The sequence below is a fragment of the Sandaracinobacter sp. T42 genome, from assembly GCF_059115405.1.
Map to the genome: position 1 here is coordinate 1,838,352 of NZ_CM181101.1, position 14,906 is coordinate 1,853,257.

The 14,906-nt window shown below is 65.8% G+C and carries 13 protein-coding genes; 3 read left to right on the plus strand and 10 right to left on the minus strand.

Going from position 1 to position 14,906, the window contains the following annotated elements:
- Positions 1-101 precede the first annotated feature (101 nt).
- The gene (locus ACW9TV_RS08935) at positions 102-3,005 is read left to right on the plus strand and encodes a TonB-dependent receptor domain-containing protein (protein WP_494303132.1); all 2,904 of its coding nucleotides are present in this window, start codon (positions 102-104) and stop codon (positions 3,003-3,005) included.
- 93 nt (positions 3,006-3,098) lie between these two features.
- On the opposite strand, the gene ACW9TV_RS08940 is transcribed toward ACW9TV_RS08935, so the two are convergent.
- The 10 genes from ACW9TV_RS08940 to ACW9TV_RS08985 all read right to left on the minus strand — a co-directional run bounded on the left by ACW9TV_RS08940 (position 3,099) and on the right by ACW9TV_RS08985 (position 12,413).
- Positions 3,099-3,419 (minus strand): hypothetical protein, encoded by a 321-nt coding sequence (locus ACW9TV_RS08940; protein WP_494303133.1) that lies wholly within the window; start codon positions 3,417-3,419, stop codon positions 3,099-3,101.
- Between the two features lies 1 nt (position 3,420).
- Entirely contained in the window at positions 3,421-3,873 is a 453-nt protein-coding gene (locus ACW9TV_RS08945) for a DUF6325 family protein (protein ID WP_494303134.1), read from the minus strand.
- 57 nt (positions 3,874-3,930) lie between these two features.
- A complete protein-coding gene (locus ACW9TV_RS08950; RefSeq protein WP_494303135.1) occupies positions 3,931-4,746 on the minus strand; it encodes a universal stress protein in 816 nt (271 codons plus the stop codon).
- 113 nt (positions 4,747-4,859) lie between these two features.
- The gene (locus ACW9TV_RS08955) at positions 4,860-5,642 is read right to left on the minus strand and encodes a carbonic anhydrase family protein (RefSeq protein ID WP_494303136.1); all 783 of its coding nucleotides are present in this window, start codon (positions 5,640-5,642) and stop codon (positions 4,860-4,862) included.
- Between the two features lie 101 nt (positions 5,643-5,743).
- The gene (fahA, locus tag ACW9TV_RS08960; protein WP_494303137.1) at positions 5,744-7,036 is read right to left on the minus strand and encodes a fumarylacetoacetase; all 1,293 of its coding nucleotides are present in this window, start codon (positions 7,034-7,036) and stop codon (positions 5,744-5,746) included.
- Positions 7,033-8,298: a homogentisate 1,2-dioxygenase gene (gene hmgA / locus ACW9TV_RS08965; protein WP_494303138.1), complete on the minus strand. Its 1,266-nt coding sequence runs from the start codon at positions 8,296-8,298 to the stop codon at positions 7,033-7,035. The genes fahA and hmgA overlap by 4 nt, the downstream gene beginning before the upstream one ends.
- Positions 8,295-9,386 carry a 4-hydroxyphenylpyruvate dioxygenase gene (gene hppD / locus ACW9TV_RS08970; RefSeq protein WP_494303139.1) on the minus strand — a complete coding sequence of 364 codons (1,092 nt, stop codon included), beginning with the start codon at positions 9,384-9,386 and terminating at the stop codon, positions 8,295-8,297. Before hppD ends, hmgA begins: the two co-directional genes overlap by 4 nt.
- A 42-nt stretch (positions 9,387-9,428) precedes the next feature.
- Positions 9,429-9,854 carry a MarR family winged helix-turn-helix transcriptional regulator gene (locus ACW9TV_RS08975; protein ID WP_494303140.1) on the minus strand — a complete coding sequence of 142 codons (426 nt, stop codon included), beginning with the start codon at positions 9,852-9,854 and terminating at the stop codon, positions 9,429-9,431.
- 5 nt (positions 9,855-9,859) lie between these two features.
- On the minus strand, positions 9,860-11,479 hold the full coding sequence (locus tag ACW9TV_RS08980) for an acyl-CoA dehydrogenase family protein (RefSeq protein WP_494303141.1): 1,620 nt from the start codon (positions 11,477-11,479) through the stop codon (positions 9,860-9,862).
- 58 nt (positions 11,480-11,537) lie between these two features.
- A complete protein-coding gene (locus ACW9TV_RS08985) occupies positions 11,538-12,413 on the minus strand; it encodes a LysR family transcriptional regulator (RefSeq protein ID WP_494303142.1) in 876 nt (291 codons plus the stop codon).
- A gap of 106 nt (positions 12,414-12,519) precedes the next feature.
- Here ACW9TV_RS08985 and ACW9TV_RS08990 point away from each other — a divergent pair, with 106 nt between their 5' ends.
- Both ACW9TV_RS08990 and mmsB read left to right on the plus strand, forming a co-directional pair.
- On the plus strand, positions 12,520-14,013 hold the full coding sequence (locus ACW9TV_RS08990; protein WP_494303143.1) for a CoA-acylating methylmalonate-semialdehyde dehydrogenase: 1,494 nt from the start codon (positions 12,520-12,522) through the stop codon (positions 14,011-14,013).
- A 4-nt stretch (positions 14,014-14,017) separates the two neighbouring features.
- Complete coding sequence (mmsB, locus tag ACW9TV_RS08995) at positions 14,018-14,893, plus strand: 3-hydroxyisobutyrate dehydrogenase (protein WP_494303144.1); 876 nt, start codon at positions 14,018-14,020, stop codon at positions 14,891-14,893.
- Positions 14,894-14,906: the final 13 nt, after the last annotated feature.

The following is a 14,906-nucleotide window of genomic DNA, read 5'->3' on the forward strand; positions in this document are numbered from 1 at the left end:
TGCAACGGCTTCCCGATGAACATTGCGGCTGGATGAACGAACCGTCCGGAATGCGGCAACATGGCGAAGGCCGGGGCTGCAAGGCAACAAGGGGGTAATCGATGAAGCTTCTCGTCTCGGCGATGCTGTGTTCCACCTGTCTCGCGGCGCCGGCGCTTGCGCAGGCGGCTGCCGGCGCGGCGGCCCAGGAAGAGATGATCGTGGTGACGGGCTCGCGCATCAAGCGCTCCATACAGGAAAGTCCTGTCCCCCTCACGATCATCAGCACCGACGATCTCCGTCGTGAAGGGATCGTCAGCCCCGAGCAGTTCATTTCCTATCTCACGTCGAACGGCAACGGCCTCGACAATCTCGCCTCCAACGCGGACGTCGTGTCCGGCGCGGCGCGGGGCAACAACGGCGCGTCTTCCGCCAACCTGCGCGGGCAGGGCGCAGCGGCAACGCTGGTGCTGCTGAACGGCCGCCGTGTCCCCGCCCACGGCCTGAACGGCGGCGTGGTGGACGTGAACCAGATCCCCATGTCCACCGTGGAGCGTGTCGAGGTGCTGAAGGATGGCGCGTCCGCCATCTACGGCACCGATGCGGTGGGTGGCGTGATCAACTTCATCACCTACAGCAACTTCCAGGGCGTGAAGGCCAGCGGCTTCATGGACGTGACGGAAGCCGGCGGTGGCAACCTCTGGCGGGGCTCGTTCGTCGCCGGACATGGCGATCTGTCGTCTGACCGGTTCAACGTGATGTTCGGCGCGTCCATCACCGATGCCAAGATGCTGCGCGGCGACCAGCGCGATTTCGTGAACACCTTCCAGGTGAATCGCGGCCTGTCCGTCGATACGCGCGGAACGCCGTTCGCCACCATCTTCCCGCTGGGCGTTTCCCCCAACAGCCCCAACGGAACGATCATCAACTCGGCGGCCACTGCGCCCTTCCTCCCCGGCAGCAGCACGGTGCGTGCGGGCGGCGGCATCAACCCGCTGGATCTGCCCGGAAACCTGGGTTGCGGCGCGATCGACGGGATGGGCAGCTACGATGAGCTTCTGTGGGACGTGCCGACGGCGAAATATGCCTGCGCCTGGGATACCGGCCGCGCCGCGGTCATCCAGCAGCCGATCCGCACCATCTCCTGGTTCGGTGCGGCCACCGGCCAGTTCGGGGATCATCAGCTGAAGTTCGAGGTGACGGGATCGCAGGCCGATTCCCGCAAGCTCTTCTCCAACAACCAGCTGACGTCCAGCGCCTCGGCGGCCGCTACCGCGCTGAACTATGTCTATGTGCGCAACCAGTACAGCGCGGCCACCTATGATCGCGTCTTCAACCAGCTGGTTTCGGTGTTCCCGACACTTGAATCACGCAGGGGGCTGCCGATGGCACTCCGCTGGCGGTGCATGGAATGCGGCCCGCGTGTCATCGAGACGAGCACGGACACGATGCGCCTTGCGCTGACGGCGGATGGCCCCATCGCCGGCCCGTGGGAATATCACGCCGGCGTTTCCTACGGGAAAAGCGAATCCACATCCACGCTGGGTTCGGGCTTCTTCTATACCCGCACCGTGCGCGATGCGAACGGCAACGTCATCGTGAACGGCATGGTCGACGCGCTGATGACGGGCCGGATCAACCCCTTCCTGCTACCGGGCGAATCCCAGTCCGCCGAAGCCATGGCCCTGATCGAGGCGACGTCGGCTGCCGGCGTGCAGCTTTACGGCGGCACCTACGGCCTGTGGCAGGTGGATGTCGCCGCGACAGGCCCGCTGTTCGATGTCTGGGGCGGCACGGTGCAGGCGGCCGTCGGGGTCGATTGGCGACGCGAGGAATACAGCTTCAACGGCGACGCTCGCGAGGCGGCCAACCGGCCGCCCATCTTCAACGCGCCGTTCGATGATGCGAACATCCTCGACAGCCGCCACCGCAACATCAAGGCGGCCTATGCCGAAGTGATGCTGCCGCTGTTCACCGGCTTCGAATTCACCGCCGCCTTCCGGGTCGACGATTACACAGGGTTCGGAACCACCACGAACCCCAAGTTCTCGGTGAAGTACCGGCCCATCCAGCAGCTGATGTTCCGCGGTTCCTACAACACCAGCTTCCGGGTGCCGACCTTCAACCAGACCTACAACGGAACGCTGGAATCGCCCTATTCCGGCCGCGACATCTATGATCCGGAAACCTGCTCGGCCGGGCGCGTGGATACGTCCATTCCGGGCTGCGACGCCATCCAGCCCACGATCCTGACCGGCGGGCGGCTTGATCTGGGGCCGGAATCGGCACGGCAATGGTCTGCCGGCGTGGTGCTGGAGCCGACACCCAACATCATGGTTTCGGCCGACTGGTGGTATATCCGCCGGGAAGGCAAGATCGATGTCCTTTCCCTGCAGGACATGATCGCCAACTACGACCTGTTCACCGACCGCTTCATCCGGGATGCCGGCGGCAACATCGTCACCATCGACCGCACATGGGTGAACAGCGGCGAAACCGAAACATCCGGCATCGAATTCGCCGGGCGCGCGGGCACGCCGCTGTTCGCGGGTGATCTTTCGGTCGGCTTCGATGGCAGCCTGCTGCTGAAGAAGCGCTCCCGGCTGGTGCCCGGCGCTCCGCAGGGTGTCAGCGAAGTGGGTCGCTTCACCTTCGCGGGCGATCTGGGCCTGAAGTGGAAGCACAACATCTTCCTTACCTACAACCAGGGCCCCTGGACGGCGTCGCTCTCGCAGCTGCACCGCTCTGGCTACACCAACCAGGAACTTCCGGGCGTGACCTCCGGCCGGGTTTCCCCGCCGGATCTGCAAGAGCGGGTGAAGCCCTACACGATCTACAATTTCTCGGCGGGCTACAGCCCGAACGAGCAGTGGCGGATCACGGCGGGCATCAAGAATCTGTTCGATACCGATCCGCCGTTCGCCATCACCTACGACAGCAACACCGGCGCCGGCAGCAGCTGGGAACCGCGCGTCGCCGATCCGCGCGGTCGGTCCTTCACGCTTTCGCTGGAATACAAGATGTAGGCCGCAAGGGCAGGGTACAAGAAAGGGGCCCGGAACCAGCTGGTTCCGGGCCCCTTTCGCTTTCAGGCCAGGCCGGTCAGGCCAGAGGTTCGATCAACCCAGGCGTTCCTTCACCTTCGCGATGAACTCGGAATCCGTGAGGATGCCGTTGTCATGCGCGGCGGAAAGCTTCCGCAGCGCGTCCAGCGCCTCGCCGCCAGGGGCAGGTGCAGCGGCGGGTGCGGGGGCTTGCGCGCCGCCGACGGCCGCCATCTTCTCGGCATGGGCCAGTTCCGCGGCATGCATTTTCTGCTGCTGCTTCGCGGCGGAGCTTCCCGCCACGGCCGTCGCCGTCTTGGTGATCACGGCGGTGCGCGCCGCTGTCCCGGCTGCGCGGCCGATCAGGCTCGGCCGGCCACGTCTCGATCCCAGCATCTCAGTTTCCTTCCGTCAGTTGCGCGACCGCCGTCAGCGTGGCGCGGGCCTGATCCACCAGGTCGCCCGGGATCCGTTCCGAAACCAGCAGTTCGCCGCCCGCACTGCGCACGGCGTCTGCGAAGCGCGTCGCCCAGATATGCTCCACCAGCAGTGCCGCGACTGTCGTTTGCGGCTCCAGATTGTCGGCAACGTCCATCAGGTCCGCTTCGGACATCAGGCCCCGTACTTCGCCCGCCAGTGCCTTCACGGCATCGGCCACGTCGTCGGGCAGTTCCTGCATCTCCAGGATCGCCACTTCGCCGTCAGCGTCCTTGATCACGATCGCGACATCCAGCAACCGGACAAGTCCGTTGCCCACAAGCTCGCCAAGGGCGGGCGCAATGGCGCCGTTGAAGCGGTTGCCCTCGAATCCCAGAAGCAGGAATTCGACCGGGCCGATCGGTGCTGTCATATAGGTCTCACTTCGGATGACCGGCTTTGCCACCGGTCGGTTTCAAAGGGATGACGATCAGTGCGCCAGCAGCAGCGGCAGGTCGCTTGCCGCCAGAAGCCGCCGGGTCACGCCGCCCAACAGGAACTCCATCGCCCGGCTGCGGCCATAGCCCCCCATCACCAGAAGGCCTGATCCCAGTTCCTTGGCGGTCGTCAGCAGCGTGTCGGCAGTCGATGCGCCGGCTGAACTGCGCTCATGCAGTTCCGCACTGATCCCGTGGCGAGACAGGTAAGAGGCAACAGCCGTCGGCGGCAGATCGCCCGTACCCGTCGGGTCGATGGTCACGATGTCCACCCGGCTCGCCTGCCGCAGCAGGCTGACGGAGCGTTTCACGGCATGTGCGGCTTCCGGCGTCGGCTTCCAGGCGACGAGGACCGGCTTTTCCACCTCCAGCCGGCTGGCGTGGGCCGGCATCGCCAGCACCGGCGCATCCGCCTTCGTCACCACGGCGGCCAGGGTGCTTGCCAGCTCGCGCTGATCCGAAGCCGCGATGGACATCACGATGGCGTCGGACAGAAGGGAGCGGTCCACCAGCGTCTGGGCAGGATCGCCCATCGATTCCGTGAAGGTATAGGGCACGCCTTCTTTCTGAAGGCGGGCTGACAATGTCTGCCGCTCGGCTTCGGCAAGCCGGGCTTCATCCTCCATCAGCTGCACCACCATGGCGGCGCTTCCGGCGAATCCAGCCGCATCAGCCCCCAGAAAGGCGGGAACACGGCGCGTCTGCAGACACTCCAGATGGCCTTCGGTGAACCGTGCCAGATCCAGCGCGCCCTGCAGGCGGGATTCGAATTGGGGATCCGTCCCAAGGTGCAGAAGAATCGATTTCATGTCAGCCTCCCTGGTGCACTTGTTCACCTTTTAACAGTTTGGCACCAGACTGAATCTCTGACCTTGATGGGGATCAAGGCCAGAGATTCGATTGTGGTTGCTGTCTGCGGCGATCAGAGCAGGGTGATGCGTCCTGTCTTCAGGTCATACATCGAACCGACGATCTTGATCTTACCCGCGCTTTCAAGGTCGCGGAGCACAGGCGAGCGGTCGCGGATGAGGGTGAGCGTCTGCTTCACCTGCGTCGCAGCCACCCGGTCCACATAGTCGTAGTTCTTGCCCGACTTCTCGCCCTCGTATGGCGTTGCGGCAATCGCATTGCCAAAGCGCGACAGCAGCAGGGTCAGGTTGCCGAGCCGCACATTGTCGATCGCCCCGGCCACCGCGCCGCAGGCGGTGTGGCCCATTACCATCACGAGCTTCGCGCCGGCGGCCGCAGTCGCAAACTCCATCGAACCCAGGATGTCGTCATTGACCACATTGCCGGCGACCCGCGCGTTGAATGCATCCCCGATACCCAGGTCGCAGAGAACTTCCACCGGCGCCCGGCTGTCGACGCAGGTGAGGAAGATGGCAGCCGGATGCTGGCCTTCGGCGGCCGACTGCTTCTGCTGGCGGAGGAAATCCTGCGGCAGGCGCTTGCCGGTCGCGAACCGCTCATTGCCGTCCATCACATGCCGCAGCACGTCGTCCGGCGTCAGCGCATCGCGCTGAGCGGCCGTCAGGGCGCCCCGCGGACCGACGGTCACCGCCGCCGCCGGCGTCGCCCCCGCAACGGCGGCGACCATCCCGGCCGCCGCAAGGCCGAACAGACCGCGTCGTGCCGGGTCCGCGCAACCGCAATCCGCATGATGCAGATGAGATTCGTCTGTAACGCGGTTGTCATGTTCAGGCATACAATGTCTCCCTGATGGATATTCCGAAAGCAAATGGTGGGTATAATCACATGCTTCAACTCAAATTCATGAAAATTACTGAAGCGTTGTGATATTTCCGGTCAGTCGCAAACTTCCCCTACGCAGTCCCCGAAGCCGATCGATGCAAATCCCGCGCGCCGGGCGGTTGCCGAAATCCGCAGCCGGTCCCCGTCCTGCAGGAAGGTCCGCGTCTCGCCGGTCGGCAGGGTCAGGGGGCGCGCGCCCCCATCCGTCAGCTCCAGAAGCGAGCCTTCCGTCCCGTCTGCTTCGCCCGATACCGTGCCGGTGCCGAACAGGTCGCCCGGCATCAGGTTGCACCCGCCAACCGTATGATGCGCCACCATCTGATGGACCGTCCAGTAGAGCGCCTCCGAACTGCCGGCGGACAGGCGATCCTCGGGCATTCCGGCTTCGCGCATCGCGCGGGTCTGCAACCATACGCCCAGTTCCAGCCGCAGGCCGCCGTGGGCCTGATCGTCCGCATCCAGCAGATAGGGAAGGGGGGCGGGCTCGTCCGCGCCGCGGGCAAAGGCGGGGCCGCGGAACGGCGCCAGAGCTTCCGGTGTGATGATCCAGGGGCTCACGCTCGTCTGGAAGTTCTTCGCCAGGAACGGGCCCAGCGGCTGATATTCCCAGGCCTGGATATCGCGGGCGGACCAGTCGTTCAGCAGGCAGAAGCCTGCCACATGCTCGGCCGCCTGCCCGATCGGAATGGGGCAGCCCAGCGGATTGCCCGGCCCGATCCACACGCCCAGTTCCAGTTCCAGATCCAGCCGCCCGGTCGGGCCCAGGCGCGGGCCCTCGGGCCCCGGCAACTGGCCCGAAGGCCGCTTCACCGGCGTGCCCGACAGCACCACGGACGACGCGCGGCCATGGTAGCCGATCGGCACATGGCGGTAATTGGGCAGCAGCGGATTGTCCGGCCGGAACAGCTTGCCCACCTTGGTGGCATGGTGAATACCGGCATAGAAATCGGTATAGTCACCAACCTCGCAGGGCAGGTGCAGATCGACCTGGCCGATCGGGGCAAGGAACGGCGCCACCGCCGCTTCATGTCGCCTGTCCGTCAGCAGGGCGAACAGCGAATGGCGCAGCGCCCGTCGTGAAAGCGGCCCAAGCGCCAGCAGCTCGTTCAGCCGCTCGTGGACCATGTAGGTCAGGTAGTCGAGATCAGGCAGCAGCCCGGTATCCACCAGTCCGGCGACATCCAGCACGAAATCCCCGATCGCGACCCCCACGCGCGGGCCGGAATCGCCGTCGGAAAATAGCCCCAGCGGCAGGTTCTGTACCGGGAAGCTTTCATGCCCGTCCGCACCTTCCACCCAGCATCGCGCGCCCGCATCGTGGGTGTGATCGAGATCGAACCAGCTCATGCCCCGCCTTTCGGAAAGCCCTGCCACACGGCGTCATAGCCCTGCTGCAACAGCGTTGTGTCTGCCCCCCAGCGCGTCAGCCGGAAAGGGCGGAGTGTCTCGAACATGAAGGCAAGGCCATTGTCCAGCTTCACGGGCCGAAGATCGGCTCGGGATGCCTTTTCCCAGCTCGCCGCATCCGGGCCATGTGCCGACATGCGGTTGTGCAGCGATCCGCCGCCGGGCACGAATCCGCCGCCTTCCTTCGCGTCATATTCGCCCGAAATCAGGCCCATATATTCGCTCATGTGGTTGCGGTGGAACCAGGGCGGGCGGAACGTGTCCTCCGCCACCATCCAGCGGGGCGGGAAGATCACGAAGTCGCAGTTCGCCACCCCCGGCTGGCCGGAAGGGGAGGTGATCACGGTGAAGATCGACGGGTCGGGATGATCGAAGCTGACGGTGCCGATCACGTTGAAGCGTGCCAGATCATAGCGCCAGGGCACAAGGTTGCCATGCCAGGCCACAACGTCGAACGGCGAATGGGGCAGGGTGGTTTCCCACAGTTGCCCGCCCAGCTTCAGGATCAGCTGCGTGGGGCTGTCCGGCTCCGTCGCGGCGACGGGAACCTCGAAATCGCGCGGATTGGCCAGTCCGTTCGCCCCGATCGGCCCCAGATCGGGCAGACGGAACAGACTGCCATGGTTTTCAAGGCAATAGCCGCGTGCCGCGCCATCCACATCGACCCGGAACCGCACGCCGCGCGGCACCAGCGCCACATGGCCGGGCGGAACCGCCAGCATCCCGAATTCGGTGGTGATCCGCAAGTCGCCGGTCTGCGGCACGAAAAGCAGTTCGCCATCGGCTGACTGGAATGCACGGCCTGACATCGGCCGGTTGCAGGCATAGAGATGCACGGAAACCCCGGCGCCTTCCTCGGCAGACCCGTTGCCCGCCAGCGTGTGCAGGCCATCCAGCCAGTCCACCCCATGTTCCGGCAGGGGCAGGGGATCCCAGCGCAGCCGGTTCGGGGTCAGCAGGCCGTCGGCGAAGGGGGGGGCTGCCAGCCCGCCATGCGCCATCGGCCGGAAGGCTTCGTGCGAAGCGGCCGGCAGCCGCCGGTACAGCCAGCTGCGGCGATTCTCGTGCCGGGGGGCGGTGAACGCCGTGCCCGAAAGCTGCTCCGCATACAGGCCCAGGGCGGGCCGCTGCGGCGAATTGCGCCCCTCGGGCAGCGCGCCCGCCACGCTTTCCGACTGGAACTCCCCCCCGAAGACGCTCATGACCGCATGCCCGCCGGGATCACGCCGCGCCGGATCTGATCCAGCTCCAGGCTTTCGAACAGCGCCTGGAAATTGCCTTCGCCGAAGCCATCATTGCCCTTGCGCTGGATGATCTCGAAGAAGATCGGCCCCACCATGTTCTCGGTGAAGATCTGCAGCAGCAGCCCGCCGCCGGTTTCCGGCGCGCCGTCGATCAGGATGCGGCGCTTGCGCATTTCCGCCACGTCATGGCCGTGGCCGGGCAGCCGCTTGTCGATCAGGTCGAAATAGGTGTCGGGGCTGTCCTGGAATTTCACCCCATTGGCCTTCAGCCGGTCCACCGTTTCGAAGATGTTGTCGGTCGCCAGCGCGATATGCTGGATCCCTTCGCCATTATAGGCGCGCAGGAACTCCTCGATCTGGCTGTTTTCATCCTGGCTTTCGTTCAGCGGGATGCGGATCTTGTTGTCGGGCGCCGTCATCGCCTTCGAAAACAGTCCGGTGGCCTTCCCCTTGATGTCGAAATAGCGGATTTCGCGAAAGCCGAAGATGCGGCTGTAGTAATCCGCCCAGCGCGCCATGTCGCCGCGCCCCACATTGTGCGTCAGGTGATCCAGCGTGTGCAGGCCCACATCGCGGTCGGCCTTTGTCGCGCCCGGTACGGCCACGAAATCCACGTCATAGATTTCCGCCGCACCATAGCGGTCCACAAGATAGAGGTTGGCCCCGCCGATCCCCTTGATGGCGGGGATGTTCAGTTCCATCGGCCCAACCTTGCCCGTCACCGGCTCAGCGCCGCGCTTCACCGCTTCCGCGAAGGCGGCCGCCGCATCCTTCACCCGGAACGCCATCGCATTGGCGCTGGGGCCCCGCTTCGCACGGAACTCGGCCGCCTGGCCCTCCGGCTCGAAGTTCAGAAGGAAATTGATGTCGCCCTGCGAATAGCGGCGGACATCCTTGCTGCGGTGGGTGGCCACATGCGTGAAACCCAGCATCTCGAACAGATGGCCCAAGGCAGCCGGATCGGGGCCAGTGAACTCCACGAATTCGAACCCGTCCAGGCCCATGAAGTTGTCAGCCGTCTGCGTGTCGCGAACTGCGGTCGCCATATCCCGTCTCCCATGTCTGAAGCGGTGATAATGTAACCTTTGTTACGTTTTAGCGCAAGCCTCCAGCCGCGTCAGAAGGGTCATCAACTGGTCGCGTTCGGCTTCTGAAAAGCCGTGCAGCAATTCCGCTTCGATGCCCAGCGCCAGCGGCGCGATCTCGGCGTACAGCGCCTGTCCTTCGGCCGTCAGCGCCAGTTCCAGCGTGCGCCTGTCGCTGGCCTGCGCGCGAACCAGCAGGCCGCGATCCACCAGTGCGGCGACGGCGCGGGAGACCGTCATCTTGTCCATCTGTGTCGCGGCCACCAGCCCGGCCTGTGTGGCGTGCGCCTGTTCCGCCACAACGGCGATCACGCGCCATTCCGGGATCTTCAGCCCGAACCGCGCCTGATAGACATGCGCCACCCGGTCAGACACCGCATTCGAAGCGATGGACAGGCGATAGGGCAGGAACTGCGCCAGCCGCAGCATCGGCCTCAGCCCAGCGGCAGCGCGCGGCGCAGGATCGCGCCTGTGTCGATCGCGGTCTCGAACGCGCCATAGGCTGCCCCCCGCGAAGCCAGGCGCAGCGTGCAGAAGGCGTCAGCCGCAGGGTTTTCCCATTCCAGCAGGGTCGCGGCCTGGGCCGCCAGTGCCAGCCTTTCCACGAACAGCCGGGCGGTGCCTTCCGTCACGCCCTTCAGGTCGATGCCATCCATCCAGCTGTCATAGGCGGCGTTGCGCCCGCGCTGCGCCATCAGCCAGTCGATCATCGCGGCCACGCCATCCGGTTCCCGCGCGATGGCGCGCAGCACATCCAGCGCGATCACATTGCCGGAACCTTCCCAGATGGCGTTCAGCGGCGATTGCCGGAAGATCCGCGCCATCGGCCCCGTCTCGATATAGCCCGCGCCGCCCAGGCACTCCATCGCTTCATAGACAAAGCCCGGCGTGCGCTTGCAGACCCAGTATTTGGCAATGGGCGTCAGCAGCCGGCCCAGCGCCTCGCCCCGGTCGAACGCCTGCGCAAGCCGGAACCCGATTGCGGTCGCGGCTTCGCTTTCCAGCGCAAGGTCCGCCAGCACTGCCGCCATCGCCGGCTGATCCACCAGCCGTTTCTGGAAAGCCGATCGGTACGATGTGTGCCACACCGCCTGCGCCAGCGACGCCCGCATCTGCTGCGCCGATCCAAGCACGCAATCCAGCCGCGTGTGCTGCACCATCTGGATGATGGTGGAAACGCCGCGCCCTTCAGGCCCCAGCCTCTGCGCCAGCGCACCATGATATTCGATTTCGGACGAGGCGTTGGATCGATCCCCAAGCTTGTCCTTCAGTCGCATCACCCTAAAACCGGCGTTGCGCTCTCCGTCGGGCAGCCAGCGCGGCACCAGGAAGCAGGTCAGCCCGGCTTCCGTGTAGGCCAGCGTCAGGAAGGCGTCGCACATGGGGGCGGAACAGAACCATTTGTGCCCTGTCAGCCGGAACCAGCCGTCCCCCGCCGGTTCCGCCCGGGTGCTGTTCGCCCGCACATCGGACCCACCCTGCTTCTCCGTCATTGCCATGCCGATGGTCACGCCGGCCTTTTCTGTCGCCGGCCGCACCGCGCCGTCATAGCGTCCCGCCTTGATACGCGGCACCCATTCGGCGGCCACATCGGGTTCCGCCATCAGCGCAGGCACTGCGGCGTAGGTCATCGTCATGGGGCAGATGGTGCCCGAATCCGCCTGGCCCTGAAGGAACAGGATCGCGCCATGCGCCACATGGCCCGCCGGCTGCCCCTCCCACGCGACAGAGGCAAACCCGCTGTCCAGCCCCAGCGCCATCAACTGGTGGTAGGCCGGGTGGAAGCGCACCTCGTCGATGCGGTGGCCGAAGCGGTCGAATGTCTCCAGCACCGGGATCTGGCGGTTGGCTTCCACCCCCCATTCGATCACCTCGGCAGAACCCGCACGCGCGCCCAGCGCCTCCAGCCGCGCGGCATGGGCGGCGCCGCCTGCCTTCGCCACCGCGTCCCGCAGCGCATGGTCATCCAGATAGAGGTTCCGGTCCTCCATCGGTGGCGCCTGGTTGAAAACCTCATGGGTTTCCAGCTGCGCCAGCGGTTTCAGGCTCGACATCGAAATTGCTCCTTTCCGGCAAGCTTAGCCCGGGCGGCGGCGCGCGGCCACGCCCTCTTCACCCGGCCCTCAGCAGCGGTTCGTGCGCGGCCAGATCCACCAGCCAGTTGATGAAGGCATCCACCCGCGCCAGCTGCCGCGCATCGCGGTGCACCACCAGCCAGAAGGTGCGCCGGATGTCCACGGTGGATGCCAGCACCCGATGCAGCGCCGGCATCTGCCGGGCGATGAAATGCGGCAGCACCCCGATCCCGGCTCCGGCCTCCACCATGGCCGCCTGCGCCCCGATGCTGCTGCTGCACAGCTTCGCTTCCAGCCCGGGCGCGAGCTCGTTCAGATAGCGAAGCTCGTCGGCATAGATCAGGTCCGGCACATAGCCGATCAGCGCATGGCCGTGCAGCGCCTCTACACTGGAAGGCAGGCCGGCCGCCGCCAGATAGGTGTGCGAAGCATAGAGCCCCAGCCCGTAATCGGTCAGCCGACGTGCGATCAGCGGGCCCTGAGTGGGCCGCGCCAGCATGACCGCAAGATCCGCTTCCCGCCGCGACGGGCTGAGGAACCCGGCCGACGCCACCAGATCGACCGAAATGCCCGGATGCAAGCCGCGGAACTCGCTGAGGCGGCGCGCGATCACCCAGGTGCCGAAGCCTTCCGACAGGCTTACCCGTATCCGTCCTTCGGTGCCTGTCAGGCTGTCACGTGCCGCAAGCGCCGCCCGTTCGGCCTGTTCGGCGTGGCCCATCAGCCGCACCCCGGCCGCAGTCAGCTGGTGGCCGCCGCGCCCATGCTCGAACAGCGTTACCCCCAGCTCGGCCTCAAGCCGCGCCACCCGGCGCGAGACCGTGCTGGAATCCACGCCCGCCGCATGGCCGGCCGGCTCCAGCCGCCCGGCCCGCGCCACGGCGAGGAAGATGCGCAGATCGTCCCAGTTCATGGGCCCTTTTGCGCAGATGCAAGCATGGCTTGCAATATTGTCCGCTTCACGCCCCGCGCCAGAAGGTTCAAAAGCGCGCCGACACAGGATCGGGAGGGAGCCCCGCATGAAACAGATCGACCATTTCCTCGCTGGCGGATCGGCCGCCGCAAGCCGCTTCGGGGATGTCTATGATCCCAACCTGGGCACGGTGCAGGCGCGGGTGCCCCTGGGCGATGCCGCACTTCTGGAACTGGCCGTGGCCGCCGCGCAGAAGGCGCAGCCCGCCTGGGCGGCGACGAACCCGCAGCGCCGGGCCCGGGTGATGTTCGCCTTCAAGGCGCTGGTCGAAAAGCACATGGACGAACTGGCCCTCATGCTCTCGTCCGAACATGGCAAGGTGATCGCCGATGCGAAGGGCGATATCCAGCGCGGGCTGGAGGTGATCGAGTTCGCCTGCGGCGTGCCGCACCTGCTCAAGGGCGAATATACGCAAGGGGCGGGCCCAGGGATCGATGTGCTGTCCACCCGGGTGCCGCTGGGCATCGGCGCGGGCATCACGCCGTTCAACTTCCCCGCGATGATCCCGATGTGGATGTTCGGCGTCGCCATCGCCTGCGGCAACGCCTTCATCCTGAAGCCCAGCGAACGCGATCCGTCCGTGCCGGTCCGCCTTGCGGAACTGATGCTGGAAGCGGGCGCGCCCGAAGGCATCCTGCAGGTCGTGCATGGCGACAAGGAAATGGTGGACGCGATCCTCGATCATCCCGCCATCGCGGCCGTCAGCTTCGTCGGCTCTTCCGATATCGCGCACTATGTCTATTCGCGCGGCGTGGCGGCGGGCAAGCGGGTGCAGGCGATGGGCGGCGCGAAGAACCACGGCATCGTGATGCCGGATGCCGATCTGGATCAGGTCGTGTCCGATCTGGCGGGCGCCGCCTTCGGTTCGGCGGGCGAACGCTGCATGGCGCTGCCGGTCGTGGTGCCGGTGGGCAAGGCCACGGCGGATGAACTGCGCAGGCGCATGGTGGCCGTGATCGCAAAGCTGCGCGTGGGCATCTCGACCGATCCGGACGCCGATTACGGCCCCGTGGTCAACGCTGCCCACAAGGCGCGGGTGGAAGGCTGGATCCAGACCGGCGTGGACGAAGGCGCCGAACTGGTGGTCGATGGCCGCGGGTTCGAGTTGCAGGGCCATGAAAAGGGATTCTTCATCGGCCCGACCCTGTTCGACCATGTGAAGCCCACGATGCAGAGCTACCGGGAAGAGATCTTCGGCCCGGTGCTGCAGATCGTCCGCGTCGACAGCTTCGAGGACGCGATCGCGCTTCCCAGCCAGCATCAATATGGCAATGGCGTCGCGCTCTTCACCCGCAACGGCCATGCGGCCCGCGAATTCGCGGCCCGCGTGAACGTCGGCATGGTGGGCATCAACGTGCCGATTCCGGTGCCGGTCGCCTATCACAGCTTCGGTGGCTGGAAGCGCAGCGCCTTCGGGGATCACAACCAGCACGGCACCGAAGGCGTCCGCTTCTGGACGAAGGTGAAGACGATCACCCAGAAATGGCCCGATGGCAGCGCGGATGGCGGCAACAGCTTCGTCATCCCGACGATGGGGTAAGATGATGACGACCATCGCATTCATCGGCCTTGGCAACATGGGCGGCGGCATGGCCGCCAACCTCGCCGTAAAGGGCTTCACAGTTCGCGCCTTCGATCTTTCGGCGGAGGCCCTGGAAAAGGCAGGGGCGGTCGGCTGCACGCCCGTCGCATCCGCCGCCGAAGCGGTCGCGGGTGCCGACGCCATCGTCACCATGCTTCCAGCCGGTCAGCATGTGGCCGGGGTTTATCGCGACACCGTGTTCGGCAAAGCTGCGCCCGGAACCCTGCTGATCGACTGTTCCACCATCGATGTCGCCACCGCAAAGGCGCTGGGCGCGGAAGCCGCTGAAAAGGGCTATGTCGCCGTCGATGCGCCCGTCTCGGGTGGAATTGCCGCTGCGAACGCCGGAACGCTCACCTTCATGGTTGGCGGGCCGAATGAAGGCTACGCCCGCGCGCGGCCAATCCTTGAGGTCATGGGCAAGGCCGTGATCCACGCCGGAGACAGCGGCGCGGGGCAGACGGCGAAGATCTGCAACAACATGCTTCTGGGGGCCTCGATGATCGCCACCGCAGAGGCGTTCGTGCTTGCGGAAAAGCTCGGCCTCGATCCGCAGCGCTTCTTCGACATCGCCTCCGTCTCCTCAGGCCAGTGCTGGTCGATGACCAGCTATTGCCCGGTGCCCGGCGTCGGCCCGGAAACCCCGGCGGATCGCGGCTATCAGGGTGGCTTCGCGGTTGCCCTGATGCTGAAGGATCTGCGCCTCGCCGCAGAGGCGGCCAACAGCGCTTATGCCAGCACCCCGATGGGCGCGAAGGCGCTGGAACTCTATGAAGCGTTCGCTGCCGAAGGGCAGGGCGGGCTGGATTTCTCCGCGATCATCAAGTCGCTGGATTAGGGGCGCGCATGCA